This window comes from Aeromonas sp. 602200 (assembly GCF_049173895.1).
Lineage (GTDB): Bacteria > Pseudomonadota > Gammaproteobacteria > Enterobacterales > Aeromonadaceae > Aeromonas > Aeromonas veronii_A.
In genome coordinates this window covers 36,855-62,777 of record NZ_JAAKSL010000015.1, presented here as the reverse complement: position 1 = coordinate 62,777, position 25,923 = coordinate 36,855, and the positions used below count along the sequence as shown (strand labels likewise).

General features: G+C 58.8%; 22 protein-coding genes and 1 tRNA gene. 14 read left to right on the top strand and 9 right to left on the bottom strand.

Annotated features, from left to right (window positions below; translation table 11 throughout):
* The first annotated feature begins 59 nt into the window (after positions 1-59).
* From upp to hda, 3 genes are all read left to right on the top strand, one after another.
* A complete protein-coding gene (upp, locus tag G5221_RS16525; protein ID WP_005334115.1) occupies positions 60-686 on the top strand; it encodes a uracil phosphoribosyltransferase in 627 nt (208 codons plus the stop codon).
* Positions 687-836: 150 nt separating this feature from the next.
* Positions 837-1,856 carry a DUF2066 domain-containing protein gene (locus tag G5221_RS16520; RefSeq protein ID WP_103250551.1) on the top strand — a complete coding sequence of 340 codons (1,020 nt, stop codon included), beginning with the start codon at positions 837-839 and terminating at the stop codon, positions 1,854-1,856.
* A 102-nt stretch (positions 1,857-1,958) separates the two neighbouring features.
* Positions 1,959-2,660 carry a DnaA inactivator Hda gene (gene hda / locus G5221_RS16515; RefSeq protein ID WP_013723920.1) on the top strand — a complete coding sequence of 234 codons (702 nt, stop codon included), beginning with the start codon at positions 1,959-1,961 and terminating at the stop codon, positions 2,658-2,660.
* 105 nt (positions 2,661-2,765) lie between these two features.
* Here hda and aceA read toward each other — a convergent pair whose 3' ends face one another.
* The 4 genes from aceA to G5221_RS16495 form a co-directional block, all read right to left on the bottom strand.
* Positions 2,766-4,079: an isocitrate lyase gene (gene aceA / locus G5221_RS16510; RefSeq protein WP_421204663.1), complete on the bottom strand. Its 1,314-nt coding sequence runs from the start codon at positions 4,077-4,079 to the stop codon at positions 2,766-2,768.
* Between the two features lie 73 nt (positions 4,080-4,152).
* The gene (gene aceB / locus G5221_RS16505) at positions 4,153-5,760 is read right to left on the bottom strand and encodes a malate synthase A (protein WP_421263591.1); all 1,608 of its coding nucleotides are present in this window, start codon (positions 5,758-5,760) and stop codon (positions 4,153-4,155) included.
* Positions 5,761-6,448: 688 nt separating this feature from the next.
* A complete protein-coding gene (locus tag G5221_RS16500; RefSeq protein ID WP_421263590.1) occupies positions 6,449-6,589 on the bottom strand; it encodes a hypothetical protein in 141 nt (46 codons plus the stop codon).
* A gap of 223 nt (positions 6,590-6,812) precedes the next feature.
* A tRNA-Pro gene (locus tag G5221_RS16495) sits at positions 6,813-6,889 on the bottom strand.
* Positions 6,890-7,194: 305 nt separating this feature from the next.
* Here G5221_RS16495 and tadA point away from each other — a divergent pair.
* From tadA to G5221_RS16450, 9 genes are all read left to right on the top strand, one after another.
* A complete protein-coding gene (gene tadA / locus G5221_RS16490) occupies positions 7,195-7,677 on the top strand; it encodes a tRNA adenosine(34) deaminase TadA (protein WP_421263612.1) in 483 nt (160 codons plus the stop codon).
* 204 nt (positions 7,678-7,881) lie between these two features.
* Entirely contained in the window at positions 7,882-10,119 is a 2,238-nt protein-coding gene (locus tag G5221_RS16485; RefSeq protein WP_421263589.1) for a phosphate ABC transporter permease, read from the top strand.
* 32 nt (positions 10,120-10,151) lie between these two features.
* Entirely contained in the window at positions 10,152-11,801 is a 1,650-nt protein-coding gene (gene pstA, locus G5221_RS16480; RefSeq protein ID WP_042012620.1) for a phosphate ABC transporter permease PstA, read from the top strand.
* 110 nt (positions 11,802-11,911) lie between these two features.
* The gene (gene pstB, locus G5221_RS16475; RefSeq protein WP_216954080.1) at positions 11,912-12,730 is read left to right on the top strand and encodes a phosphate ABC transporter ATP-binding protein PstB; all 819 of its coding nucleotides are present in this window, start codon (positions 11,912-11,914) and stop codon (positions 12,728-12,730) included.
* 107 nt (positions 12,731-12,837) lie between these two features.
* Complete coding sequence (gene phoU / locus G5221_RS16470; protein ID WP_005334097.1) at positions 12,838-13,548, top strand: phosphate signaling complex protein PhoU; 711 nt, start codon at positions 12,838-12,840, stop codon at positions 13,546-13,548.
* 190 nt (positions 13,549-13,738) lie between these two features.
* Positions 13,739-15,058 (top strand): hemolysin family protein, encoded by a 1,320-nt coding sequence (locus tag G5221_RS16465; protein ID WP_216954078.1) that lies wholly within the window; start codon positions 13,739-13,741, stop codon positions 15,056-15,058.
* A gap of 19 nt (positions 15,059-15,077) precedes the next feature.
* Positions 15,078-15,620: a hypothetical protein gene (locus G5221_RS16460; protein ID WP_069555291.1), complete on the top strand. Its 543-nt coding sequence runs from the start codon at positions 15,078-15,080 to the stop codon at positions 15,618-15,620.
* Positions 15,621-15,912: 292 nt separating this feature from the next.
* The gene (locus G5221_RS16455; protein WP_371177632.1) at positions 15,913-16,815 is read left to right on the top strand and encodes a homocysteine S-methyltransferase family protein; all 903 of its coding nucleotides are present in this window, start codon (positions 15,913-15,915) and stop codon (positions 16,813-16,815) included.
* Between the two features lie 9 nt (positions 16,816-16,824).
* Positions 16,825-18,240 carry a basic amino acid/polyamine antiporter gene (locus G5221_RS16450; protein WP_421263588.1) on the top strand — a complete coding sequence of 472 codons (1,416 nt, stop codon included), beginning with the start codon at positions 16,825-16,827 and terminating at the stop codon, positions 18,238-18,240.
* Positions 18,241-18,351: 111 nt separating this feature from the next.
* On the opposite strand, the gene G5221_RS16445 is transcribed toward G5221_RS16450, so the two are convergent.
* Positions 18,352-19,191: a sterol desaturase family protein gene (locus tag G5221_RS16445; protein ID WP_421263587.1), complete on the bottom strand. Its 840-nt coding sequence runs from the start codon at positions 19,189-19,191 to the stop codon at positions 18,352-18,354.
* Positions 19,192-19,359: 168 nt separating this feature from the next.
* Here G5221_RS16445 and G5221_RS16440 point away from each other — a divergent pair, with 168 nt between their 5' ends.
* The gene (locus G5221_RS16440; RefSeq protein ID WP_338711393.1) at positions 19,360-20,151 is read left to right on the top strand and encodes a substrate-binding periplasmic protein; all 792 of its coding nucleotides are present in this window, start codon (positions 19,360-19,362) and stop codon (positions 20,149-20,151) included.
* Positions 20,152-20,258: 107 nt separating this feature from the next.
* Here G5221_RS16440 and G5221_RS16435 read toward each other — a convergent pair whose 3' ends face one another.
* The 3 genes from G5221_RS16435 to G5221_RS16425 all read right to left on the bottom strand — a co-directional run bounded on the left by G5221_RS16435 (position 20,259) and on the right by G5221_RS16425 (position 22,842).
* Positions 20,259-21,002, bottom strand: a complete 744-nt coding sequence (locus G5221_RS16435; protein WP_149153195.1) for an amino acid ABC transporter ATP-binding protein — start codon at positions 21,000-21,002, stop codon at positions 20,259-20,261.
* Positions 20,986-21,945, bottom strand: a complete 960-nt coding sequence (locus G5221_RS16430) for an amino acid ABC transporter permease (protein ID WP_421263586.1) — start codon at positions 21,943-21,945, stop codon at positions 20,986-20,988. Before G5221_RS16430 ends, G5221_RS16435 begins: the two co-directional genes overlap by 17 nt.
* A 96-nt stretch (positions 21,946-22,041) precedes the next feature.
* Positions 22,042-22,842: a transporter substrate-binding domain-containing protein gene (locus G5221_RS16425; RefSeq protein ID WP_166740534.1), complete on the bottom strand. Its 801-nt coding sequence runs from the start codon at positions 22,840-22,842 to the stop codon at positions 22,042-22,044.
* Between the two features lie 520 nt (positions 22,843-23,362).
* Between G5221_RS16425 and G5221_RS16420 the strand changes: the two genes are divergently transcribed.
* Positions 23,363-24,496, top strand: a complete 1,134-nt coding sequence (locus G5221_RS16420; protein ID WP_421263585.1) for a GGDEF domain-containing protein — start codon at positions 23,363-23,365, stop codon at positions 24,494-24,496.
* An 86-nt stretch (positions 24,497-24,582) separates the two neighbouring features.
* Here G5221_RS16420 and G5221_RS16415 read toward each other — a convergent pair whose 3' ends face one another.
* Entirely contained in the window at positions 24,583-25,917 is a 1,335-nt protein-coding gene (locus tag G5221_RS16415; RefSeq protein ID WP_421263584.1) for an MFS transporter, read from the bottom strand.
* Between the last annotated feature and the right edge of the window lie 6 nt (positions 25,918-25,923).

The window sequence follows — 25,923 nt, the reverse complement described above, 5'->3', positions numbered from 1 at the left end:
CGGTGGCTTTTGTTGTATGATTCCGCGATTTTTTTTGCGGCAGGTTAGAGGAGATAATAATGAAAGTCGTTGAAGTCAAACACCCCCTGGTCAAACACAAGATCGGTCTGATGCGCGAAGGCGATATCAGCACCAAGCGTTTCCGTGAACTGGCCAAAGAAGTGGGCAGTTTGTTGACCTATGAAGCGACCTCTGACTTCGAAACCGAGAAGGTTATCATCGATGGCTGGAATGGGCCAGTAGAAGTTGACCAGATCAAAGGCAAGAAGGTAACCGTCGTACCCATCCTGCGTGCTGGCCTTGGCATGATGGATGGCGTGCTGGAGCACATGCCGAGCGCCCGCGTCAGCGTGGTCGGTATCTACCGCGATGAAGAGACCCTGCAACCGGTTCCCTATTTCGAGAAGATCGTCAGCAACATCGAAGAGCGTCTGGCGCTGGTCATCGATCCGATGCTGGCCACCGGCGGCTCCATGATCGCCACCATCGATCTGCTGAAGAAGAAAGGTTGCCAATCCATCAAGGTGCTGGTACTGGTTGCCGCGCCGGAAGGGATCAAGGCGCTGGAAGCCGCTCACCCTGACGTAGAGCTCTATTGCGCTTCTGTCGATCAGGGGCTGAACGAGAAAGGCTACATCGTGCCGGGTCTGGGCGATGCAGGCGACAAGATCTTCGGTACCAAGTAAGTTGACACCTTAACCTGCTTCCCATGTGGAAGGGGTGATCGGAGCCGGCGTATCGCCGGCTCTGCTGTTTGTGGCCGCTTGTGCCAGCCTTGCCGCAGGACGCGCCTTGCCGCTACCATAAGCACACTCTCCCATTTCGAGACTCTGTTCATGTTCAAACGTGTTGTGACCGCCCTCTGCTGCGGCTTGTCATTTATGGCCTCGGCCGCTCAGGTGACCGACCTCTATCAGGGCAAGGCCCCGACCAGTGGCGATATGGTGGCCGCTCAAGGGCAGGCTCTCGGTCAGGTGCTGATCAAGGTCACCGGCAAGCGCGACATCCTCACCCAACCTGTGGTGGTCAAGGCGCTGGCGGCCCCGGGTGACTATGTCAAAAGCTATGGCTATCAGGATCAGGACTCCGTCAAGTATCTGAAAGCCGAGTTCAAGAGTGACAAGGTCAACAGCCTGGTCTCCGAGAGCCAGTTTGCCCTGCTTGGCCCGGCTCGTCCCCAGATGGCCATCTGGCTGGTGGTGGATCAGGGGGAGCGTCGCCTGCTGGCAGATCAATCCAGCGATGGTTGGGCGCAAGCCTTGCGCGAGCAGGCCCAGACGTTGGGGCTGCCCATCAGCATTCCGCTGATGGATCTCGATGACAACATGGCGGTCAGTGCCACCGACGTATGGGGACGCTTTGCCGACCCGATTTTGCAGGCAAGCCAGCGCTATGGCGCCGAGATGGTGGTGCTGGGCAAGCTGACACCAGAAGGTGACAAGTGGAGCATCGATTGGGGACTCTACGGCCCCAAGGCGGCCGGTGAAGTGGCCGAGCTGACCCGTGGCAATAGCACCGGCACTCAGGCCGAAGTGGCGCAAGGGTTTGCTGATACCCTAGCGGCCTGGCTGGTGAAAAACTACGGTGCCCGTATCTCGGGTCCGGCAACCAGCCAGACCCTGGTGGTGGATGGCCTCTCCGAAGTGGACAGCATGATCGCCGTGCAGAAGATGCTGCAGGGGATGGCCAACGTCAGCAAGGTGGCGATCGGCAAGCTGGAGGGGGACCAGGTCACCTTCAACTTTACCCTGCAAGGGGAGCAGGCCGAATTGGTGCGGGCGCTGCAACTTGAGAGTCGTTTGCGCAAGGTTGACGATAATGGCAGCGGTTTGCGTTACCAATGGTCGCAGCCCTGATTTTATAAGGCTTTTGTAGACCGCCCGGCTTGTCCGGGCGGTTCTCTATCTGCCTTTGCGATGATACACTTAGCCACAAATGTCACAGTCAAAGCCCAACGAGTGAAGCAACCGGCCCAACTGTCTTTAGCCGTACAACTACCGGATGATGAAACCTTCGTCAGTTTTTATCCCGGCAACAATGCTCATCTGATCACCGCCCTCAAAAACGCGGCCATCGGTCAGGGGTCGCCTTTCCTCTATTTCTGGGGAGCCAAGGGATCCGGACGCTCTCATCTGCTCCACGCCACCTGTGCCGAGGTCAACGCCCGCGATGCGGCGGCGGCCTATCTCTCCCTCGATCAGTTTGAACAGCTCGACCCCAGCATGCTCGATGCCCTCGAAAGCCTGCCGCTGGTCTGTCTCGACAGCCTTGAGGCGATCGCCGGCAATGCCGTGTGGGAGCGGGCGCTGTTCGATTTCTACAATCGCTGGCAGGAGAAGGGCGAGGGGACGCTGGTGGTCACCGGCTGCAGCGCACCGCGCAAACTGGGGCTGCAGTTGCCGGATCTCGCTTCGCGCCTCGACTGGGGGGTGAGTTTCCATCTCGAAGAGCTGGATGATGAAGGCAAGCTCAGTGCCCTGCAGCTGCGTGCCGAGCTGCGGGGCTTCAAACTGCCTATCGATGTGGGCCGCTTCCTGCTCAACCGACTCTCCCGCGATATGCGAACCCTGCTCACCACTCTCAATCAGCTCGACAACGCCTCATTTCGCGCCAAGCGCAAGCTCACCATTCCCTTTGTCAAAGAGATCCTCGAGCTCTGATCCTCTCTGCGGTGTGCGGTTGTGGCCTGACTTTCGTTTGAATGGTAGATAAAAAGAAACCCCGGCTTCAGGCCGGGGTTTTGCTATTTCAAGGCAGCTCTCTTATTAGTGGAACTGATCTTCTTCGGTGGAGCCGGTCAGTGCGGTCACCGAGGATTGGCCACCCTGAATCACGGTAGTCACCTTGTCGAAGTAACCGGTACCGACCTCCTGCTGGTGGGCCACGAAGGTGTAGCCACGGCTGGCGGCAGCAAATTCCGGCTCCTGCACCATCTCGACGTAGTGCTTCATCCCTTCGCCACGGGCGTACTGGTAGGCCAGCTCGTACATGTGGAACCACATGTTGTGGATACCCGCGAGGGTGATGAACTGGTACTTGTAGCCCATGTCGGAGAGCTCCTGCTGGAAGCGGGCGATGGTGGCATCGTCCAGATTCTTTTTCCAGTTGAAGCTCGGGGAGCAGTTGTAGGCCAGGATACGATCCGGGAACTTGGCCTTGATTGCTTCGGCAAATTTACGCGCTTCGTCCAGATCCGGCTTGGCGGTTTCACACCACACCATGTCTGCGTAGGGTGCGTAAGCCAGACCGCGAGCGATGGCCTGATCGATACCGGCACGTACCTTGTAGAACCCTTCGGCAGTGCGCTCGCCAGTCAGGAAGTCTGCATCGTACGGGTCGGCGTCGGTGGTCAACAGGTCAGCGGCGTTGGCGTCGGTACGGGCGATCACCAGGGTGGTGGTGCCGCACACATCGGCTGCCAGACGGGCGGCAACCAGCTTCTGCACCGCTTCCTGAGTCGGTACCAGCACCTTGCCGCCCATATGACCGCACTTCTTGACGGAAGCGAGCTGATCTTCGAAGTGCACGCCAGCGGCGCCTGCTTCAATCATTCCCTTCATCAGTTCGAAGGCGTTCAGCACGCCGCCGAAACCGGCTTCCGCATCGGCTACGATCGGCAGGAAGTAGTCGATAAAGCCCTCATCCTGCGGCCCTACCTTGTTGGCCCACTGGATCTGGTCGGCACGGGCGAAGGAGTTGTTGATGCGCTCCACCACGGACGGTACAGAGTTGGCCGGGTAGAGGGACTGATCCGGATACATGGTGGAGGACAAGTTGTTGTCCGCCGCCACCTGCCAGCCGGAGAGGTAGATCGCCTCGATCCCCGCCTTGGCCTGCTGCACTGCCTGACCACCGGTCAGGGCGCCGAGGCAGTTGACGTAGCCTTTCTTGGCGTCGCCGTGGATCAGACCCCACAGCTTGTCGGCACCGCGCTGGGCCAGGGTGTGCTCTGGCTGCAAGCTGCCGCGCAGGTTCACCACATCTTCGGCGCTGTAGCCGCGCTTGATCCCTTTCCAGCGGGGGTTTTCCGCCCAGTCTTTCTCGATAGCCTGGATCTGTTGCTCACGGGTCAGTGCCATATCAGTTCCCTCTTTCATTGATTTCACGTTTCCATTGACTTGTTATTGGCGAGCCCCGCTGGGGGCCCGTGATTCAGAGCCGCTCGTAACCGGGCAGCGTCAGAAAATCGATCAGAGTATCGGCGCAGGTGATCTCTTCCATCAGTTCACTCGCCTCGGCAAAGCGCCCCGCCTGCCAACGCTCGGCACCCACTTCGGCTTTGACCACCTCCTGCTCCTCGGCCAGCATCTGGCGGAACAGCGCCTTAGTCACCACCTTGCCGTTCGACAGGCTCTTGCCGTGGCGTATCCACTGCCAGATGGAGGTGCGGGAGATCTCGGCGGTGGCGGCATCTTCCATCAGACCGTAGATGGGGACGCAGCCGTTGCCGTTGATCCAGGCCTCCAGATATTGCAGGGCAACCCGGATATTGGTGCGCATCCCCGCCTCGGTGCGCTCGCCCTCACAGGGGGCCAGCAGGTCGGTGGCGGTGATGGGGGCATCCTGCTCGCGCAGCACGCCGATCTGGTTCTTGGCGCCAGCCGCAATGGTGGCATTGAACACCGCCATGGCGGTATCAGCTAGGCCAGGGTGGGCGACCCAGGTACCATCGTGGCCGTTGTTGGCTTCGCGCTCCTTGTCGGCCTTGACCTTGGCGAAGACCTGCTCGTTGGCGGCAGCGTCCTTGGCCGGAATAAAGGCGGCCATGCCACCCATCGCCAGCGCACCCCGCTTGTGACAGGTCTTGATCAGCAGCCGCGAGTAGGCGGAGAGGAACGGCTTGTCCATGGTCACCACCTGACGATCAGGCAGTACCCGATCCGGATGGTTCTTCAAGGTTTTGATATAGCTGAAGATGTAGTCCCAGCGGCCGCAGTTCAGCGCAACGATGTGATCCTTCATCTGATAGAGCAGCTCATCCATCTCGAATACGGCTGGCAGGGTTTCAATCAGCACGGTGGCCTTGATGGTGCCACGGGGCAGACCGAACTTGTCCTCGGTCCAGGCGAACACTTCGCTCCACCAGCGCCCTTCCAGATGGCTCTGCAACTTGGGCACGTAGAAGTAGGGGCCCGAGCCTTTGGCCAGCAGCGCCTGATAGTTGTGCAGGAAGTAGAGAGCAAAATCGAACAGGCCACCGGGGATCGGCTCGCCATCGAAGGTGACATGTTTTTCCGGCAGGTGCAGACCGCGTACCCGGCAGATGAGCACCGCCGGATTGTGGGTCAGGGTGTAGGCCTTTCCTTCCGGACTGGTGTAAGAGATGGTGCCGTTGACCGCATCTCGCAGGTTGATTTGGCCCTCGATCACCTTATTCCAGGCGGGAGCCAGTGAATCCTCGAAATCCGCCATGAACACCTTGACGTTGGCGTTGAGGGCGTTGATCACCATCTTGCGCTCGACCGGGCCGGTGATCTCCACACGGCGGTCTTGCAGGTCGGCGGGAATGCCGCGAATGGTCCAGTCACCTTCACGGATGTGGGCGGTTTCCGGCAGGAAGTCCGGCAGCTCGCCGCCATCGATACGGGCCTGGCGTGCCACACGTTGTTTCAGCAATTCCCCTCTTTGGGGAGCAAAACGTTCCACCAGTTCGGAGACCAGAGCCACCGCGTCCGGCGTCAGAATTTGCGCGTATTCGGGCAGCATCTCGCCCTGGATGCGAAGGCGGGCGCTGCAGTGGGTCTGAGCCGGTGCCGACATAAGGTTCACTCCTTTGAGAATTACATTTTGAACTTACTAACTACGACTAAAGTCGAATCCCTGTTCCTGAAACGTTCCCGCAACAACGGGATAACACGATTGATAAGGTGCGAAATATTGTTGAGTACGTCAACAGTTTTTTTTAAACACTTGTTTTTTGGATATGGTTAAGTTGATGTTTTTTATTACTTTATTTGGTTGGTATAAAAGCTCTACGCAGATGGTTATGCTCCTGCTTTTTCCCATCGGACAACGGCTAATTTGGGCCGTTACCCTGCTCCTCATTTTGTAACTTATTACGTAATAAAATTACAAATGCAAAAACAAATCCCGACCTAACTCCAGGCTTTGCCAAAACAGCCGTATAAAGCGCGTTTGAATGTGGCAATGAATGTTTTGCTAATGCTAGACCTGATTGGTGAACGTGCGTTTTAAACTTGGTGTGGTGATGCAGGCTCTCTTGGCACCAGCGGTTGCAGCGATGGAAAGTGAAGCGCAATAACGTAGGTTTGTATCAGTTGTCGGGGGGAATGCCGGAGAGGGAAGGGGGAGATACATCAGTCAATAATACTGCCATCCTTGATAGAATTAGCAGTTTGTCGTTTTTTGCAGATTTCTCGCCAAGGGTGTGAAACTGAGTGTGTTGAACAGGCGATGCCCCAGTGATTGAGTGGCCATCTGGCCGGGCTCAATAGTCATCATCCGGTTCGGCCAGATCGATCACATCCAGCTGGATGACCTGTTCATTTTCGCTTTCGGTGTGGCAAGGGGTGTCGTGAGGAACGGAAGAAAGCGTAATGGCGGGTGCGAAATCGGTGTTCTGGTTCATGCCTGGTCCTGTGTTGCACGCAAGCCGGACAGTGATCCCTTCACTCGTGTTTCCACCTCCCTGTGTTGTCTACCGGCGGAAAGTTGCGCATCTTAATGAGTTCGGCAAAAAGATTCAAGTGGTTCTGAGTGTTTTTTGTTCTTGGTAGGCTGGCGTTGTCAGGAGGATAAATCGGAGGCAAAAAAATAGCCCAGTCGTTTGACTGGGCTATTCTCGGGGAAAATGGTCGGTGTGAGAGGATTCGAACCTCCGACCCTCTACACCCCATGCAGATGCGCTACCTGGCTGCGCTACACACCGACGGAGTCAGACTCGGCTGACGGGGAGGAAGTCTAATAGCATGGCCAAACGGGTGCAACTCCTTTTTTATCATAGAGATGCCGATTGCTTCTTTATTGCTCAGTCGGGATGCGGCTTGGGTCTGACGTGCAGATTTGGCATAATCGCCGCCCTGTCACCGCGAGCTCTCATGCCTGCTATCTATGGAATTATCTGACAGATGTGGATAGCTGGAATGCAAACTTGAACAATATAAAGAGGGGATGGACGTGAAACCATCAGAGGTCCCAGAGACATCGAGTCAAACCGAGCAGGACGAACAGTGGATGCGCCATGCCATGGCATTGGCCGCCCGGGCCGAAGGGATTGGCGAGATCCCGGTCGGTGCCGTTCTGGTGCTGGATGGTCAGGTGGTGGGCGAGGGGTGGAACCGCTCCATCAGCGAACACGATGCCTGTGCCCATGCCGAGGTGATGGCAATTCGGGCGGCGGGCCAGCAGCTGGCGAACTACCGCCTGCTCGACACCACACTTTATGTGACGCTGGAACCCTGCTGCATGTGTGCCGGTGCGCTGATCCATAGCCGGGTCAAGCGGGTGGTTTACGGCGCACGTGATCTCAAGACCGGTGCTGCGGGGTCTGTGTTCGAGATCTTGCAGGACCCGCGCCACAACCACAGTGTCGAGTTGACCGGCGGTGTGCTGGCCGATGCCTGCTCGGCCCAGTTGTCGGCCTTCTTCAAGCGTCGCCGCGCCGAGAAAAAGGCGGCCAAACTGGCGCTGCAACAATCAAACGATGCCCTTTCCTGAATCATTTGGGGGCAGCACAGGCTGCCCTTGCTGATTATTCTCACAAATATCTCTTTATAAACAATATATTGTGTTCACTTTCCCTCGAAAGGACCCCCGCCCATTTTTCCACTAGCAACCTCGGTTAAAGCGCTCTCGATGTAACAAAACTGTCATGCAACCGCCATATAATGCCGCCAAGCCTAGCTTACATTGAGGTCTTGCATGTCATCGGAATCGTTAAACCTGGTCATGGCGGGCAGTAGAAAACGCCGGATCAAGGATAAATTGGCCAAATATGGCGTCACCACAGGCGGAGCCCTGGTACTGGTGGCGCTGCTGCTTATCTTCTTTTATCTGCTCTATGTGGTGAAACCCATCTTCAATGGCGCCTCCATGGAGCCAACTGCCTCATTTACTCTGCCTGCAGCAGGGAAGACCGCCTGGTTCGGCGTGGAAGAGCAGAACGAGATCGGCTATCGCTTCAGCGATAAAGGACTGGTCAACTTCTTCGCGGTGCAGGGAGATGACAAGATCAAGGTCGGGCAATCCCTTGGTCATGCTGAGGTCACCGGTGATGTCACTGCGGTGGCGCCACCGTCCCCTGGTCAGAAGCTGATCGCCTACGGCTTTGCCGATGGCAAGGCGCAGGTCGTCCAGCCTGCGTTCAAGGTCTCCTATCCCAACGATGTGCGGGTGATCGAACCCAGTCTGCAATATCCCTTTGGCGAGGAGCCGGTAGTGGTCGATCCGCAGGGCAAAGCGCTCAGTGCCATGGTGTTTGAGGCCACCAAGGACAAGATGGCGACCGCCGCCGTGACCGAAGATGGTCGTGGCGTACTGATGGTGATGAGCGGTGAGGAGAACTTCCTCTCCGGCGAGATTGAGTGGAGCAGTGAGAACTACACCATTCCGTCCCTGCCGCGCCATGTGGATCAGATGCTTTTGACCCCCAATCTGCGGATCCTCTTTGTGCGGGAAGGCAATCGTCTCTCTGTCTATGACATTCATGACCTGAGCAATATATCCGTGCGCAACGTGCTGGAGATCAATGCGCCAGATGCCAACGTGACCCGGGTCGAGCTGCTCTCCGGTGCCTCCTCCCTGCTGGTGGGCAACGACAACGGCATCATCTCCCAGTGGTTTGAAGTGGCAAAAGATGGCAAACGCCAGTTCACTCAGATCCGTGACTTCAAGGGCGATGGCGCGGTGGATCTTCTGACCCCCGAGCACTATCGCAAAGCCTTCATCAGTGCCGACAAGGACGGCATCATCAGCTTCTTCCACGCCACTGGCGAGACCAAGCTGCTGACCGAGACGGTGGAAGGGGGTGAACTCTCTGCTCTGGCCATCTCCCCCCGTCACAACCTGTTGCTGATGCAGCAAGGGGAGACCTTCAAGCTTTTCTCGGTGGAGAACGATCACCCCGAGGTGACCTGGTCGGCCCTGTGGCAAAAGGTATGGTATGAAGGGTATCCGGAGCCCCAGTATGTGTGGCAATCCACCTCCGCCAGCAACGACTTTGAAGCCAAGCTGAGCCTGGTGCCACTGGTATTCGGTACGCTGAAAGCCTCTTTCTACGCCATGGTGTTTGCTGTGCCGCTCGGCGTGGCCGGTGCCATCTATACCGCCTACTTCATGTCGGCGGGGCTGCGCAAATACGTCAAGCCGACGGTGGAGATCATGGCGGCGCTGCCGACCGTTATCCTGGGCTTCCTGGCGGGTCTGTGGCTGGCGCCCATCATAGAGGGGGCGCTGCCCGGGGTGATCCTGCTGTTGATCCTGCTGCCGATGGGGATGCTGCTGACTGCGCTTATCTGGAACTATCTGCCGGAGCGAGGCAAGTCCTGGCTGCCGGAGGGGTGGCACGCCATCCTGCTTATTCCAGTGCTGCTGCTGATTGGCTGGGGGGCCTTCGCCCTGAGCCCGCTCATCGAGAATGCCTTTATGCACGGTGATTCGCGCATCTGGCTGACCCACGAAATGGGTATCAAGTTTGACCAGCGCAATTCGCTGGTGGTCGGTATCGCCATGGGCTTTGCGGTCATCCCCACCATCTTCTCCATCGCCGAAGATGCGGTCTTCTCGGTGCCCAAGCATCTGACCCAGGGCTCGCTGGCGTTGGGGGCTACCCCGTGGCAGACCCTGAGCCGGGTGGTGATCCTCACTGCCAGCCCGGGCATCTTCTCGGCGGTGATGATGGGCCTTGGCCGTGCCGTGGGCGAAACCATGATCGTACTGATGGCTACCGGCAACACCCCCATCATGGACTTCTCCATGTTCCAGGGGCTGCGTACTCTGGCCGCCAACATTGCGGTGGAGATGCCGGAGTCGGAAGTGGGCAGCTCCCACTATCGGGTACTGTTCCTCGCGGCCTTCGTCCTGTTTGTGTTCACCTTTATGTTCAACACCCTGGCCGAGTTTGTCCGTCAGCGGTTGCGTGAAAAATACAGCTCGATGTAAGGGGCGGCTCTGTAATGGACAAGGAATCGACAATGGGTAAGTGGTTTAAATCAGGGGCCCCCTGGATCTGGATGACCGGCGGAGCCGTCAGCCTGAGTCTGGTGGCGGTACTGGGTCTGCTGCTGCTGATCGGATGGCGTGGTCTGGTCTACTTCTGGCCGCACCCCATCTATGAGTGGCAGCTGGAGGACGCCAGCGGCAACAAGAGCGTGCTGATCGGCGAGATCAACGATCGCGAGCTGGTGCCGGTGGAGCGACTGCGCGCCGCAGGTCTGCCGCTGGAGGGGGAAGAGCGCGAGCTGCTGACCCGCTATCTGGTCAAGACCGGCAACCGTGAGTTCGTCGACCTCGATTTTCGCTGGGTACTGGAGACGGACATCAAGTCCCAGAGCCAGCCAGCCGAGCTGGCCATGGTTGAGCGTGCCACCAACGGTAACTTCTACGGTTATATCGTCGGGGTAAAAGAGGATGGCCGCGAGCTGACTTCGGATCTGCATCCTGCCCTGCAGCGGGTGCTGGCGAGAGCCAATGCCCTCTCCGAACAGGCCAACGATCTGCAAAAAGGGGACATCGGCAGCATCAACTATCAGCTGGAGCGGCTGCGCCTGAAAGAGCGCAAGGCCGAGCTGGAAGAGAAGCTGACCGATCAGCTGAAAGCTCAGCTGGAGCGTGAACGTCAGGCCCTTAACGATCGTTATCAGGTGCTGGAAAAAGAGCTCTTCTCACTGCGCAGTCAGGCTGACCGGGACAGCATCACCGTCAAGGATATGCGTGGCGAGCTGGTGACCATGCCCATGTCCAGGGTACTGGATGTGGTATGGCCCAACGACATGAGCCTGCTGGCCAAGGTGGGTCACTGGTTCCACCAGATCGGCAAGTTTGTATCCGACGATCCCCGTGAGGCGAACACCGAGGGCGGCGTCTTCCCGGCCATCTTCGGCACCGTCTTCATGGTGTTCCTGATGGCGATCATCGTGACCCCGCTCGGCGTGGTGGCGGCGGTCTACCTGCACGAGTACGCAGGCAAGAACAGCCTGACCAAGATCATCCGCATCGCGGTGATCAATCTGGCGGGCGTGCCCTCCATCGTCTACGGCGTGTTTGGTCTGGGCTTCTTCGTCTACACGCTCGGTGGCTCGCTGGATCAGCTGTTCTACCCGGAAGCGCTGCCGAGCCCGACCTTTGGTTCACCTGGCGTGATCTGGTCGGCGCTGACCCTGGCCATCCTGACCCTGCCGGTGGTGATCGTCTCCACCGAAGAGGGGCTGGCGCGGATCCCGAGCACCATCCGTCAGGGCTCGTTGGCACTGGGCGCCACCCAGGCCGAGACCCTGTGGCGCATCGTGCTGCCGATGGCGAGCCCGGCCATCATGACCGGCCTTATTCTGGCGATTGCCCGTGCAGCCGGTGAAGTGGCGCCACTGATGCTGGTGGGGGTGGTGAAACTGGCTCCGACCCTGCCGATGGATGGCAACTTCCCGTATCTGCATGTGGAGCGCAAGTTCATGCACCTGGGCTTCCACATCTATGACGTCGGCTTCCAGAGCCCCAACGTCGAGGCGGCCCGCCCGCTGGTCTATGCCACCTCCTTCCTGCTGGTGACGGTGATCGTGGGTCTCAACCTGACCGCTATCGGTATTCGTAACCACTTGCGCGAGAAATTCCGGTCGCTGGAACATTGATAGGCCAGCCACCACAGAGACGGGCAGGGGACAGAGTTCCCTGCCAGCCAAGCGTTCCGGCCGCGGGCGATGAGATTGCCCGCCGCCACCGACAGATTTTGAGGTAACAGATGATCAACGTAACGACTACGTCTACCCAGCACACCGCGCTGGACCTGCTTAACCTGAGCCCGGAGCAGACCGCGCTGGAGGTGAAGGATCTCAACCTGTACTACGGCAGCAAGCAGGCGTTGTTCAACGTCAACATGAAGATCCCCAAAGGGCAGGTGACCGCCTTCATCGGCCCGTCAGGCTGTGGCAAATCGACCCTGCTGCGCTGCATCAACCGGATGAACGATCTGGTGGAGATCTGCCGCATCGACGGGGAGATCCTGCTGCACGGCCACAACATCTATGACAAGAGCGTGGATGTATCCGCCCTGCGCCGTCAGGTGGGCATGGTGTTCCAGCGCCCGAACCCGTTCCCCAAGTCTATTTACGAGAACGTGGTCTATGGTCTGCGCCTGCAGGGGATCAACGATCGCCGCACCCTGGATGAGGCCGCCGAGCGCTCCCTGCGCGGTGCGGCCCTGTGGGACGAGGTGAAGGATCGTCTGCACGACAACGCCTTCGGTCTCTCCGGGGGTCAGCAGCAGCGTCTGGTGATCGCCCGCGCCATCGCCATCGAGCCGGAAGTGTTGCTGCTCGATGAACCGACCTCGGCGCTCGACCCCATCTCCACCCTCACCATCGAGGAGTTGATCAACGAGCTCAAGAGCCAGTTCACCGTGGTGATTGTGACCCACAACATGCAACAGGCCGCGCGGGTGTCGGATCAGACCGCCTTCATGTATATGGGCGAGCTTATCGAGTACTCGGATACCAACACCATCTTCACTACACCGGCCAAGAAGAAGACCGAGGATTACATCACAGGTCGCTATGGCTAAGGCGTGGTTGAACAAGGGTTATGGATATGAACATGATGAGCATCAATAAACAGATTACCGGTCAGTTCAACGGCTAAGGCATACTCGGAGCATCAAGGATTATTTGTATGGACAATATGAACCTCAATAAACACATCTCCGGTCAATTCAATGCCGAGCTAGAGAGCGTGCGCAATCAGGTGCTGGTGATGGGCGGTCTGGTAGAGCAGCAGCTCACCGACGCCATTGCGGCGATCCACGATCAGGATCTCGATGCGGCGCGCAAGATCGTGGCCAACGACCACAAGGTCAACGCGATGGAAGTGGCGATCGATGAGGAGTGCACCCGCATCATCGCCAAGCGTCAGCCGACAGCCTCCGACCTGCGACTGGTGATGGCCATCATCAAGACCATCACCGATCTGGAGCGCATTGGCGACGTGGCCGACAAGATCGCCCGCATGCTGACCGACAACGCCAACAAGCCGCAGCCGCCGCTGGTGTCGCTGGAGAACATGGGCCGTCGTACCATCAAGATGCTGCACGATGTGCTCGACGCTTTCGCCCGCATGGATCTGGATGCGGCGCTGGCGGTCTACAAGGAAGATGACAAGGTAGACCGCGAGTACGAGTCCATCATCCGCGAGCTGATGACCTATATGATGGAAGATCCCCGCACCATCCCCCAGGTGCTCAACGTCCTGTGGGCGGCGCGTGCCATCGAGCGGGTCGGCGATCGCTGCCAGCACATCTGCGAGTACATCGTCTACTACGTGAAAGGCAAGGATGTACGCCACACCAAGGCGGACGATCTGGGCACCCTGCTGGGCAAGGGCTAACCGGAAGTGAATAAAAAGGCGCGTGAAGCGCCTTTTTTGTTGCATAACTGGTCGGAGTAAGATAAAGCCCCCAACTGGCTGTTTTCTGATAGAATACTCCCCCTGTGTGAGTCCCGGATGGGCTCACGGTCCGGTCTCCCGGGCCCAGTTTGCCGTCTTGTGCTAAGGCGGGTGTAGCAATAGGTTAATCATGAGTTTTGCCGATAGTTTGTTCTTTTTAATGCTGCTGGTTGGCGGCAGTGTGTTCTTCTCCCTCTCCGAGATCTCTCTCGCCGCGTCTCGCAAAATCAAATTGCAGGTGATGGCGGATGAAGGTAATCGCCAGGCCGAAAAGGTGCTGGCCCTGCAGGCCCAGCCGGGCAACTTTTTCACCGTGGTGCAGATTGGCCTCAATACCGTCGCCATTCTGGGCGGTATCCTGGGTGAGTCTGCCCTCAACCCCGCCATCAAGGGGATTGTCTCCCAGTTCTACCAGGGACCCTGGCTTGGCGAGATCAGCTCTGGTGCGTCCTTCGTGTTCGTCACCGGTATGTTTATCCTGATCGCCGATCTGATGCCCAAGCGTCTGGCCATGATCATGCCCGAGCAGATTGCCGTGGTGGTGGTGCGCCCCATGCTCTTCTTCGTCACCCTGCTGATGCCGCTGGTATGGATTTTCAATGGTCTGGCCAATACCCTGTTTCGCCTGATGCGCATTTCTACAGAGCGCAACGACGAGATCACCTCCGATGATATCTATGCGGTAATGGATGCCGGTGCCGAGGCTGGAGTTATCCAGCGCGAGGAGCATCAACTCATCGAGAACGTGTTCGAACTGCAGTCACTCTGCGTCACCTCCGCCATGACGGCTCGCGAGAGCCTCATCTACTTCACCCTGCAAGAGGATGAAGAGGACATCAAGGCGAAGATCGCCGAACACCCCCACAACAAGTTTCTGGTCTGTGACCACAACCTCGACAGCATCAAGGGCTTTGTCGATGCCAAGGAGCTGCTGATCCGCGTCATCAGCGGCCAGAGCATCGATCTCAACAGCGGCTCGCTGGTACAAAACGTCATCATCATTCCCGATACCCTGAACCTCTATGAGGCGATGGAGTACTTCAAAAATCATCGTGGCGACTTTGCCGTGGTGATGAACGAGTACGCGCTGGTGGTGGGGATCGTCACCATGAACGACCTGATGAGCACCGTCATGGGCGAGTGGGCGACCCACGTGGTGGAAGAGCAGATCGTCCAGCGGGACGAGAACTCCTGGCTGGTGGACGGGGTGACCCCGATCTCAGACGTGATGCGCGCCTTCGATATAGAAGAGTTTCCGGACGATCAGAACTACGAGACCATCGCCGGCTTTATCATGTATATGCTGCGCAAGATCCCCAAGCGCACTGACTCGGTCAAATATGCCGGTTACAAGTTCGAAGTGGTGGATATCGACAGTTACAAGATCGATCAGCTGCTGGTTACCCGGGTCGAGCCGGTGGTGGCCGAGAAGCCAGCTCAGGAATCGTAAAAGGAGCGACATAAAAGTCATGAAGATGCAGTCTCATTCCCGTGCGCTGGCCTGTGTCGCGCTCGCCCTGGCACTGGGTGCCTGTAGCCAGAGCGCGCCGCGCAAAGCCACAGTGGCAGCCAAGCCGGTTGCCCCCAAGCCCGCGGTGGTCGTGCCGCAGCCGGATCCCGATGCGGTGGTGCAAAGCGGCATGGCCGAGCCGAGCCCGGTCTTTGATGAGCAGTACCATGGCCCGGATCAGGGGTCGCTGGAGTCGGTGACCGCCCTGTTTGCCCGTGGCTACATCGAGTCGGCTATGCGCGAGACCATGCTGGCGGCGGTGCACAACGACTATCCGCTGCTCGGCATGCGGGATGTGCGGTTGACCGATCCGGTCTCCAAATTCCTCACCTCCGAGCATGCGGCCACCACGGCCCATGACTACCTATATGCAGGCGTACAGCGTCGCCTCGGTCGTCCGCTCAGCCCTGCCCAGTGGGAGCAGATCTGGCGCGGTTTGCCGCAGCAGGGTCGGGTCTCCGACTGGGTCAAACAGATTAAGCGAGTGCTGGCCGGGCGTTAAGTCGCCAGCGGATCAAGATAGTGATGAGGCCACCTTAGGGTGGCCTCTTGCATTTCTGCGTTTGCCTCGCCGTTTGCACGCTGATTTCTGCTGATACTGATTGCCGCCCGTGGCACTTTGTTTTATCTTGTTTTGGCCGTCTAAACATCCATATGTTTTTATGGCTACATAATAAAAGGGCTTCCCAGGATGAAGCAGGACGATCTGCAGCGATTCATGCGAAACCACAGATCAACAAAACAAACAGATAAATACGCAAATAAACAACGCATATAACAAAGAGACACGACAGATGGAAACCAGGGAATTGTGGGTGCTGGATGGAGGCATGGGGCGCGAGTTGGCACGGCGGGGGGCACCGTTTCGTCAACCCGAGTGGTCGGCACTGGCCTTGATGGAAGCGCCAGAGACGGTGCGTGACGTGCATCAGGCCTATGTGGCGAGCGGTGCCAGGGTCATTACTACCAATAGCTATGCGCTGGTGCCGTTTCATATCGGCGATGAGCGTTTCTTTGCCGAAGGGGAGGGGCTGGCAGCGCTGGCTGGGCAACTGGCCCGCGAGGTGGCTGACGAGCAGAAGGGCGCCGTGCAGGTAGCGGGTTCTCTGCCGCCGCTCTTTGGCTCCTACCGTGCCGACCTGTTCAAGGCGGACCGAGTGAGCGAGCTGGCCACGCCGCTTATCCGGGCGCTATCCCCTCATGTGGATATCTGGCTGGCCGAGACCATGAGCCTGATTGCCGAGCCACTGACCCTGAAAGCGCTGCTGCCTGATGACGGCAAGCCGTTCTGGGTCTCCTTCACGCTGGAAGATGAGACGCCGGGCAACGAGCCGCGACTGCGCTCCGGCGAACGGGTGGCCGATGCGGTGACCATGCTGGTGGCGGCTGGAGTCGATGCCATCTTGTTCAACTGCTGTCAGCCCGAGGTGATCGAGGGGGCGCTCAAGGTGGCAAGTGCTGCGTTGCAGGCAGAGGGTCGCAGCGACATCCGCCTCGGAGCCTATGCCAACGCTTTCCCGCCGCAGCCCAAAGAGGCCACCGCCAACGACGGACTGGACGAGATCCGCGCCGATCTGGGGCCGCTGGATTATCTCGGCTGGGCCGAGCGCTGGCGCGGGGCCGGGGCGAACTTGATCGGCGGTTGCTGCGGTATCGGCCCCGAGCATATTCAGGCGCTGAGCAGCCGGTTGCGCTAAGGAGCACCCATGAAAGAGAACAAGATTGGGCTCTGGTCCCTCACCGCGCTGGTATTCAGCTCCATGGTGGGGGCGGGGATTTTCAGCCTGCCCCAGAACATGGCCGAGGTGGCGGGGGCACGCGCCGTGCTGATCGGCTGGGGCGTGACGGGTGTGGGCATCCTGGCGCTCGCCATGAGTTTTCTCTATCTGTCGCGGTTAAGGCCGGATCTCGACGGCGGCATCTACAGTTACGCCCGCGCCGGTTTTGGCGAGCTGGTGGGATTCTTCTCCGCTTGGGGATACTGGCTCTGTGCCACCATCGGCGTGGTGGGTTATTTGGTGATCGCCTTTGCGGCGCTGGGCAGCTTCGTCGATACGTCGGAGCAGATCTGGCTTGGTGACGGCAATACCCTGGCGGCGTTTGTCGGCGAGTCCTGCATCCTCTGGGCTGTGCACCTGCTGGTGGCCCGCGGCGTGCAGCAGGCGGCGTTGTTCAATCTGGTGGCTACCCTGGCCAAGAGCCTGCCGCTGCTGCTGTTTATTCTGTTTGCCTGCTACTGGTTCGATCCGGTCACCTTCGTGGCGGATCAGCAGGGCAGCACCCTGGCGGTGCCGGTCTCCGAGCAGGTGCGCAACACCATGCTCATCACCCTCTGGGTCTTCACCGGTATCGAGGGGGCAGCGGTGCTGTCGGCCCGCGCTCGAAACCGGCAGGATGTGGGCACTGCCACCGTGCTTGGGGTGGTGCTGGCGCTGCTGCTCTATGTGCTTATCTCGGTGCTGGCGCTGGGGATATTGAGTCGGCCCGAGCTGGCGGCGCTACCCAACCCCTCCATGGCAGGGCTGATGGCCCAGATGACCGGCTCCTGGGGCAAGCTGCTCATCAGCGTTGGCTTGATTGTCTCGGTGCTTGCCTCCTACGTGAGCTGGACCCTCTTCTCGGCCGAGGTACCGTTCAGCGCAGCCCGACACGGCGCATTTCCCGCCATCTTCCGGCGCCAGAACCGCAATGGGACGCCTATCGCCTCGCTCTGGCTCACCAGCTTGACGGTGCAGACTTGCCTGCTGCTGGTGTGGCTGCTCGGCAAGGGCTACACCAGCCTGCTGCTTATCTCCACCTCGATGATTTTGGTGCCCTACCTGCTGATTGGCCTGTTTCTGCTCAAGCTTTTGTTCAGCAGGAAGGGGGAGAGCGGGCAGGGCCGGAGGTTGATGCAGGCGGTGGCGCTGGTGTCGAGTGGTTATGGCTTCTGGCTGCTCTATGCCGCCGGGGTGGAGTATCTGCTGCTGTCGTTGTTGCTCTACGGGCCGGGCTTGCTGCTGTTTCTCTACAGCCGCCGTCAGCTGGGCGCAGATCTTTGCCTGAGTGGTCGCGAGCGGCTGTTGGCCGGAGTGACCTTGCTGAGCCTGATCCCCGCCGTCTGGTCGTTCGCCCATCTCTGATATCGAAGATATGACTGACCATAAAAGAGAGCGCCGCCGTGGCGCTCTCTTGTTATCAGGGACTGGTTATCAGGGGCTTGCTATCCGGGAGTTGCTATTCGGGGCGAAGGCTCAGCGGCTGGCAGGCCCAGCCGGTTTGCCAAACAGCACCGCGAGTTTTTGTCGCCAGGGTAGGCCACGGGCGTCGCGCAGCATGTCGCGCCATTCGTGGAAGGTGAGGGTGAGGGGGTTGAAGCTGTGGATCGGTTTGGTGATGCCAAAGCGGCACGGTTCGGCCGGAACTTCCTCGACAAAGGTGCCAAACAGCCGATCCCAGATGATCAGCACCCCGGCGAAGTTGCGGTCTATGTACTTGGCGTTGCTGGCGTGGTGCACCCTGTGGTGGGAGGGGGTGTTGAAGAGCCACTCAAGCCAGCCGAGTTTGCCTACCACCTGGGTGTGGACGAAGAACTGGAAGCCCAGGCTCAGCAGCACGGTGGCGACCACTGCCTCGGGCGGGAAGCCGATGACAATCATCGGGATCCAGAACAGCCACATGCCGGAGATCGGATACATCAGGCTCTGGCGAAAGGCGGTGGAGAGGTTGAGTCGCTCCGAGCTGTGGTGCACCACGTGGGAGGCCCACAGCCAGCGAACATGGTGGCTGGTGAAGTGGAACAGCCAATAACAGAGATCCTGCAACAGGAACAGCAGCAATACGCTCCAGAAGGTGAGCTCGATATCGAACAGTCGCCAGCCCCAGAGGGTGTCATACAGATAAGCAATGGCGATGGCCGCCAGGGCATCGCCCCCTTGGTGCATCAGGGCCAGGGCGGCGTTGGCGAACAGATCCCGCCACTGGTAGGTGGCAGTGGGAAAGGCCGCGCCATGTTTGCGCAGGTAGAGCATCTCCCAGCCGATAAAGGCCAGAAAAATCGGGGAGAGGTAGAGCAGAAGCAGTTGCACATCCATATGTGGCCATCCATTCAGAGCAATTGCTCTCCAGCATAAAGGATGGTTTTAATATTTCATTAACATTTTTCAGCCAACGAAGAGATGGCATGAAATATGGCGCGGCAGCAGAGGAAGGTGCGCTGGATGGCTATGCTTGATGCAGGCTTTTTCAGGAGGTGCTGGCTTATGCGCGTCTGGTGTTGCTTGTTGTTGGGGTTGTGCATGATGGCGCACGCCAAGACCCGGGTCGAGATCCTGGCGGATGCCGCCTATCCCCCCTACTCCTGGCAGGAAGGGGAGGAGGTCAGGGGGATCTATGCCGACATCATCCGTGAGGTAACCTCTGCCATGCCTGACTATGAGGTGGTGCTAAAGCCCATGCCGTGGCGGCGAGGTCTGAGCATGGTGGAGCAGGGGACCGCCTTCGCCATTTTTCCACCCTACTACATGCCCGATACCCGCCCTTATATGTGGCCCTACTCCCAGCCTATGCTGGATGAAGAGCTGGTGGTGATGTGCGGCGCCAGTGTGGCGGCCAATACCCCGCAGGCCAGATTTCCGCTCGACTATCACGGTTTACGCTTTGGCATGAACGCCGGTTTTGCCGTCGGCGGCGATGCCTTTTGGCAGGCGGTAAAAGAGAAGCAGATCGACGTGGAGGAGGTGAAAAGCAATCGGGAGAATTTGCTCAAGATTGTCCGCGGCCGGGTCGATTGCACCATCAATGATCGCCTCTCCCTGCTCTATGAGTTGCTCAACATGATAAAGGCCGATCAGCTGGCGGTGGCCGATATGTCCCTGCTCAAACAGGGTCCGGTGCTCAGCAAGGAGCAGGGGTTCCTCGGCTATAGCCGCAAGGGGGAGTATCCCTACAAACAGGCCTTTATCGAACAGTTTGACAAGGAGCTCTATCAGCTCAAGAAACGTGACGGGGTGAAAGTGATCGTGGAGCGCTATCTGGGAAAGTCCCCGCGCTGAGCCGATGAGAGGGGCACTCGGGTTCAGCTGGGTTAAGCCTGCTCAGCGTGACACACAAGAAGAGGGACCTTGCGGCCCCTCTTCGTTTATCCAGCAGAGCGTGTTGGCTACAGCACCTGACTCAGGAACTGGCGCAGACGAGGGGAGGGGGGATTGTCGAAGAAATCGGCCGGTTTTTCATCCACCAGCAGTTCGCCACTCTCCATAAAGAGCACCCGATCCGCTACCTCGCGGGCAAAGCCCATCTCGTGGGTCACCACCACCATGGTCATCCCTTCGCGGGCCAGCCCCTTCATCACATCCAGCACTTCCCCCACCATTTCGGGGTCGAGCGCACTGGTGGGCTCGTCAAACAGCATGATGCGTGGCTGCATGGCGAGTGCCCGGGCGATGGCCACCCGCTGTTGCTGACCGCCGGAGAGTTGGGAGGGATAGCTGGCCGCTTTCACCGACAGCCCCACTTTCAGCAGCAGCGCCTTGGCTCTGTCTTCGGCCTCACGGCGCGACAGGCCACGCACCTTCTGCGGAGCGAGGCAGATATTATCCAGCACCGTCAGGTGGGGAAAGAGGTTGAAGGACTGGAACACCATGCCCACCTCTTCCCGCAGCTTGTTGACATCGCCCGGCTCGGTCAGGCTGATGCCATCGACCACGATATTGCCGTCGTTGATGGTCTCCAGCTGGTTGAGGGTGCGCAGGAAGGTCGATTTGCCCGAGCCACTGGGGCCGACGATCACCACCACTTCCCCTTCGGCGACCTGGGTGCTGACATTTTTCAGGGCATGCACTTCGCTGCCGTAAAACTTCTCGACACCGGTCGCTTTGATGATGGGATCAGTTGCTGCGTGCATATTTCACCTCGAGACGGCGTACCAGGAAAGAGAGGGTGCCGGTGAGCACCAGATAGAGTAGGGCCACGGTAAACCACACCTCGAACGGACTGAAGGTGGAGCTCACCACCTCGCGCCCCGCCTTGGTCAGGTCGGTGATGGAGATGACCGAGACCAGCGAGGAGTCCTTGATCAGGTTGATGAACTGGCCTGCCAGCGGTGGCAGCACCCGCTTGAACGCCTGCGGCAGGATGACGTAGCGCATGGTCTGGGCCGAGGTCATACCCAGGCTGCGGCCTGCCTCCATCTGCCCCTTGTGGATGGAACTGATACCGGCGCGGACGATCTCCGCCACATAGGCACCGGTAAAGACCGCCAGCGCGGCGACCCCGGCGGTGAAGCGGTCGAGGTTCAGCACGGTGCCGATAAAGAAGTAGACGATAAAGATCTGCACCAGCAGCGGCGTGCCGCGGATCAGCTCAACGTAGGTGACCGCCAGATTGCGCAGGGCGGGATTGGGGGAGAGGCGCGCCAGCCCGGCCAAGGTGCCAAGCAAAATGGCGAAGATGCCCGCCACCAGCGAGAGCTGGACGGTGACCCAGACGCCCCAGGCGATGGGGCCGGCGGTCCAGCTCAGTTGGGTGTCGAGGGTATCGCCACGAAAAACGGTATCCCCTTCGGCGACTTGTACGCCGGTGCTGGCAATGGCTTGCCGCACATTGGGGTCGAGATCGTCTTGCAGGAACAGCTTGCCCTTCTCGGCCTCGCTGGTACCTGCAATCACGGTGCCGTCAAATTCGGCCAGATTCTTCTGCTCCGCTTGATAGGCGATGTATTGGGGAATGCGTTCCCAGCGCCAGGTGTAATCCACTGACTGGACAGCCTTGTAGATGCCGAATACGGCAACCAGCAGCATCAGGAGGAAAACCCCATGCCAGAGCAGCTGATTGGGCTGTTTTTCCATCTGTCTTGTCGGTTTGGGTGTGTGCACAGTCACAACCTCTTCTCGTTATTGTGTGGGGTGTTGCGAGAGGGAGCGGCAAGGCGCCCCCTTTTGAGGTTATTTGAGCTGACTCAGCCAGGCGTTGGATTCGAACCACTTCTTGTAGAGGCGGTCGTAGCTGCCGTCGCCCTTGATCTGGCGCAGGTAGTTGTTGAACCAGTTGAGGGTGTCCTGATCCCCTTTGCGGATGGCCCAGGCCAGCGGCTCGAAGGTGAATGGCTTGTCGAGGTGCACCACGGCGCCCTGATTCTGGGAGGCGAAAATAGCGTTGTAGGGCAGGTCATAGACGAACGCATCGACCTTGCCGTTGATCACTTCCAGCTTGGCGTCATCCTGAGTTTCAAACTGCAGCAGGGTGGCTTTGGGGATCAGGCGCTTGACTGCCTGCTCGCCGGTGGTGCCGAGCTTGACCGCGATCTTGTATTTCGGGTCGTTGAGGTCGGTGAAGGATTTGATTTCGCCCGCCTTCTCTTTGCGCAGGACGATGGTCTGGCCGACCACGATGTAAGGATCGGCAAAGTTGACCCGCAGGTTGCGCTGGGGAGTGACGGTCATGCCGCCCATGATGACGTCGAACTTGTTGGTCAGCAGCGCCGGAATGATGCCATCCCAGGCGGTGTTGACGAACTCGACCTTCACGCCCATCTCTTTGGCGACCATCTTGGCGAGATCCACGTCAAAGCCGATGTACTGGCCCTGCTTGTTGGTCATCTCGAAGGGTTGATAGCCGGCGTCGAAGCCGACTCGCAGCACGCCGCGTTCGAGCACGGCATCCAGGGTGGACGTGGGGGCAGGTGTCGGGGCCGCCGTGGCGATCCCGCAAAACAGCAGGGTAGAAAGAATCAGTTTTTTGATCATAAGTGACGTCTCTGTCGGTGGTGTGTTCGGCCTTGAACCTGATCCCGTGCGACTCCGTGGCACAAGAGACTGCTGCATCCGGCAACAGGCAAGACAGGATGAATGTCTTGAGCGGGACAAAAGCCCCATATGAGATGCTATGAATAGTGGTTGAGTGAAAAATGTACCAAAAACAAATTGTGTCAGAAGACTCAACAGGTTAGAGACATTTATTGCTCATGGCTTCATTCATAAAATCACACGAAAACAACATATCTATCTAATGGGGTGGGTTCAAGCCCAAATTATGCCCAAGACATTTTGTTACAAAGCCAAGGCGCCGCTTGCGGCTCTTATTGCACCGACAAGCTCCATAAGAGACTTTTTTCAGGGCGGAGACAAATACGTATTGATGGGATATCACGCTCATTGCGCTGTTTGTCAGCAAACGAACGGGCTTTATTATGAAAACCATCAAGTCCCACTGGGTCTTGGCAAACGCTTCTCATATACTCAGTTACCCTCTCTGCATGGCTTTGGTATGGACGCCTCACTACTGCTTAAGCTGGATATTTTTACCTTGATGATCATGGCCTTGTGTGGCTATTGTCTCGGTTTCCTCACTCTTACCATCATTCGTGTTACCCACAACGATATTCCCGGTGTCGGGGTCTGGTGGTGGTCCAGTCTGTTTGCCATGCTGGGTCAGGCGGGATTTGCCAGTTTACTGCTGACCCCCACCCCCTATGGCTCCTGGGTTGGCAATGTCTTTCTGATTTTTCATGTGTCGCTGCTGCTGGTTGCCCAGCGCTGTTTCTTCCGTCAATCGCCAGGCTGGCCTGCCTGCTGGGGATTCATCCTGCTGTTTGCCGCCATCATGACCTGGTCGGTCGCCATCGATGGCCGGATTGCTGTGCGGGTGATGATCTGCAGCGCCACCTTCCTCATGCTCAGTACGCTCATCATCTGGCAGCTCTGGCGGCACGGTCGACCCGATTATCAGGTGGCAGTCTGGGTACTGATTGGCCTCAATCTGGTACTGATTGCCATGACATTGATGCGGATGTTTACCGTGTGGGGCGAGGTGATCGAAAGCCCGTTCCAGCGTCAGCTGTTCAACGTGTTGCCCTATGTCTCCATGCTGGTGGGCAGCTCCATGCTTACCTTCGGGGTGCTGCTGCTCTGCAACCAGCACCGGGCGCTGGAGCTGCGCTATCAGGCCAGTCATGACCCGCTGACCGGCTTGTTCAATCGCCGTGGTTTTATGGAGCGTCTGGCCCGGGGACGCCCTGCACAACAGGGGGCGTTGGTGGTGCTCGATCTGGATGACTTCAAGCAGATCAACGATCGGCATGGTCATGAGGTGGGTGATCGGGTGCTGGAGCGGGTCGGGTTGGCACTGCGCGAGCTGGAGGGGGTATTGGCGGGCCGCTTTGGGGGTGAGGAGTTTGTGCTGCTGTTTCGCCATGTCGCCGCAGACGAGGCCATCGCCCGTTGCCAGTCACTGCTGGTTCAGCTTGCGGCCAGCGAGGTGGAGGGGATTCATATCACCGTCAGCATGGGTATTGCTTACTGGCAGGGGGAGTGGCACTTTGACAGCCTGTTCAGCCGTGCGGATGACGCTCTCTATCGGGCCAAGCGGGAAGGAAAGAACCGGGTCTGTCAGGCGGCCTGATGCAGGAATAGGTTCAGGAATAAAATCAGGGCGCGGTGATCCGCGCCCTGTCTGCTTGCCGGATATAGCTCGTTAGCTGCCACCCGCTAATCTGCATTCGCTTGAGGGGGTCTCGGTGCCTGCGCCTTGAGGAAGGGGAGCAGCAGCAGGGCCGAGACACCTGCCGCCACCGAGATCACCACGAAGAAGCCGTTCCAGTGCCAGATCTCCATCACCTTGGCCAGCGGATAGCCTGACAGCGCCGCCCCCATGTAGGCAAACAGGCCGACAAAGCCGGTGGCGGCCCCCGCCGAGTTTTTGTGGGAGCACTCCGCCGCTGCCATGCCGATCAGCATCTGGGGGCCAAACACGAAGAAGCCGATGGTAAAGAAGCAGGCCGCCTGCATCACATAGCTGAAGAAGGGCATCAGCCAGAGCGATCCCACCGCCAGCAGGATCCCCACCGCAAAGATCAGGTTCATCGGGCCACGGTTGCCGTTGAACAGCTTGTCCGATCCCCAACCCGCCACCAAAGCGCCGATAAAGCCCCCCACTTCGAACATGGAGATGGCCGAGTTGGCGCTCATCAGATTGAAGCCGCGCTGCTCGGTCATGTAGAGGTTGCCCCAGTCATTGATGGCGGTGCGCACCACATAGACCAACACGTAGCAGCAGGCGAGCAGCCAGATATAGGGGTTGCCCAGCACATATTTGCGCAGGATCTGGCGATGGGAGAGCCCCGCATCCTGGGTCTGCTGGGCCAGCTCCATGGCGTCCTTGCGCCACTCGCCCACTGTCGGCAGTCCCATGGCATTCGGGGTATCCCGCAGTCGCCAGCAGAGGAACAACCCCGCAAGGATGGCGATAAGGCCGGGCACTATCATGCCGTAGCGCCAGCCATGTTGCAGGGCGATGGTGCTGACGATGAGGGGGATAAGTGCCCCGCCGACGTTATGGGCGGTGTTCCAGGCCGACCACCAGACCCCGCGCTCGGTACGCGAATACCAGCTTGTGAGCAGCTTGGAGCAGGGGGGCCAGCCCCAGCCCTGGAAGAAGGCGTTGGCGACCCAGAGGGCGGCAAACATCCAGAGTGCCGACGAGAGGCCGAACAGGATATTGATAACGCCGGTGGCCATCAGTCCGACACCCATAAAGTAGCGCGGGTTGGCGCGGTCACTGATGATGCCGGAGAAGAACTTGGAGCAGCCGTAGGTGATGTAGAACAGGGTCCAGAGCATGCCGATGTCGGACTTGTCCAGCATGCCGCTCGTCAGCATGTCCGGCATGGCGAAGTTGAAACTCTTGCGAGTGAAGTAGAAGACCGCGTAGCCCAGATACATGGTCAGCAGCAGGTGCAGCCGCCAGTGGCGATAGGTGGCGTCGATCTCGCCCTGATCCCGGATAAGGGGCCGGGGCGGCGCGCTTCTCATAAAACTCAGCACGGGCAG

What these genes read in the sequence shown, in the direction of transcription:
- aceB (WP_421263591.1), bottom strand. Translation starts at nt 5,760, where the DNA reads ATGTCGGCACCGGCTCAGACCCACTGCAGCGCCCGCCTTCGCATCCAG.
- G5221_RS16445 (WP_421263587.1), bottom strand. Translation starts at nt 19,191, where the DNA reads ATGGATGTGCAACTGCTTCTGCTCTACCTCTCCCCGATTTTTCTGGCC.
- pstA (WP_042012620.1), top strand. Translation starts at nt 10,152, where the DNA reads ATGGGTAAGTGGTTTAAATCAGGGGCCCCCTGGATCTGGATGACCGGC.
- G5221_RS16435 (WP_149153195.1), bottom strand. Translation starts at nt 21,002, where the DNA reads ATGCACGCAGCAACTGATCCCATCATCAAAGCGACCGGTGTCGAGAAG.
- G5221_RS16430 (WP_421263586.1), bottom strand. Translation starts at nt 21,945, where the DNA reads ATGGAAAAACAGCCCAATCAGCTGCTCTGGCATGGGGTTTTCCTCCTG.
- G5221_RS16455 (WP_371177632.1), top strand. Translation starts at nt 15,913, where the DNA reads ATGGAAACCAGGGAATTGTGGGTGCTGGATGGAGGCATGGGGCGCGAG.
- phoU (WP_005334097.1), top strand. Translation starts at nt 12,838, where the DNA reads ATGGACAATATGAACCTCAATAAACACATCTCCGGTCAATTCAATGCC.
- tadA (WP_421263612.1), top strand. Translation starts at nt 7,195, where the DNA reads ATGCGCCATGCCATGGCATTGGCCGCCCGGGCCGAAGGGATTGGCGAG.
- G5221_RS16460 (WP_069555291.1), top strand. Translation starts at nt 15,078, where the DNA reads ATGAAGATGCAGTCTCATTCCCGTGCGCTGGCCTGTGTCGCGCTCGCC.
- G5221_RS16485 (WP_421263589.1), top strand. Translation starts at nt 7,882, where the DNA reads ATGTCATCGGAATCGTTAAACCTGGTCATGGCGGGCAGTAGAAAACGC.
- G5221_RS16500 (WP_421263590.1), bottom strand. Translation starts at nt 6,589, where the DNA reads ATGAACCAGAACACCGATTTCGCACCCGCCATTACGCTTTCTTCCGTT.
- upp (WP_005334115.1), top strand. Translation starts at nt 60, where the DNA reads ATGAAAGTCGTTGAAGTCAAACACCCCCTGGTCAAACACAAGATCGGT.
- aceA (WP_421204663.1), bottom strand. Translation starts at nt 4,079, where the DNA reads ATGGCACTGACCCGTGAGCAACAGATCCAGGCTATCGAGAAAGACTGG.
- pstB (WP_216954080.1), top strand. Translation starts at nt 11,912, where the DNA reads ATGATCAACGTAACGACTACGTCTACCCAGCACACCGCGCTGGACCTG.
- G5221_RS16440 (WP_338711393.1), top strand. Translation starts at nt 19,360, where the DNA reads ATGCGCGTCTGGTGTTGCTTGTTGTTGGGGTTGTGCATGATGGCGCAC.
- G5221_RS16425 (WP_166740534.1), bottom strand. Translation starts at nt 22,842, where the DNA reads ATGATCAAAAAACTGATTCTTTCTACCCTGCTGTTTTGCGGGATCGCC.
- G5221_RS16520 (WP_103250551.1), top strand. Translation starts at nt 837, where the DNA reads ATGTTCAAACGTGTTGTGACCGCCCTCTGCTGCGGCTTGTCATTTATG.
- G5221_RS16450 (WP_421263588.1), top strand. Translation starts at nt 16,825, where the DNA reads ATGAAAGAGAACAAGATTGGGCTCTGGTCCCTCACCGCGCTGGTATTC.
- G5221_RS16420 (WP_421263585.1), top strand. Translation starts at nt 23,363, where the DNA reads ATGGACGCCTCACTACTGCTTAAGCTGGATATTTTTACCTTGATGATC.
- G5221_RS16465 (WP_216954078.1), top strand. Translation starts at nt 13,739, where the DNA reads ATGAGTTTTGCCGATAGTTTGTTCTTTTTAATGCTGCTGGTTGGCGGC.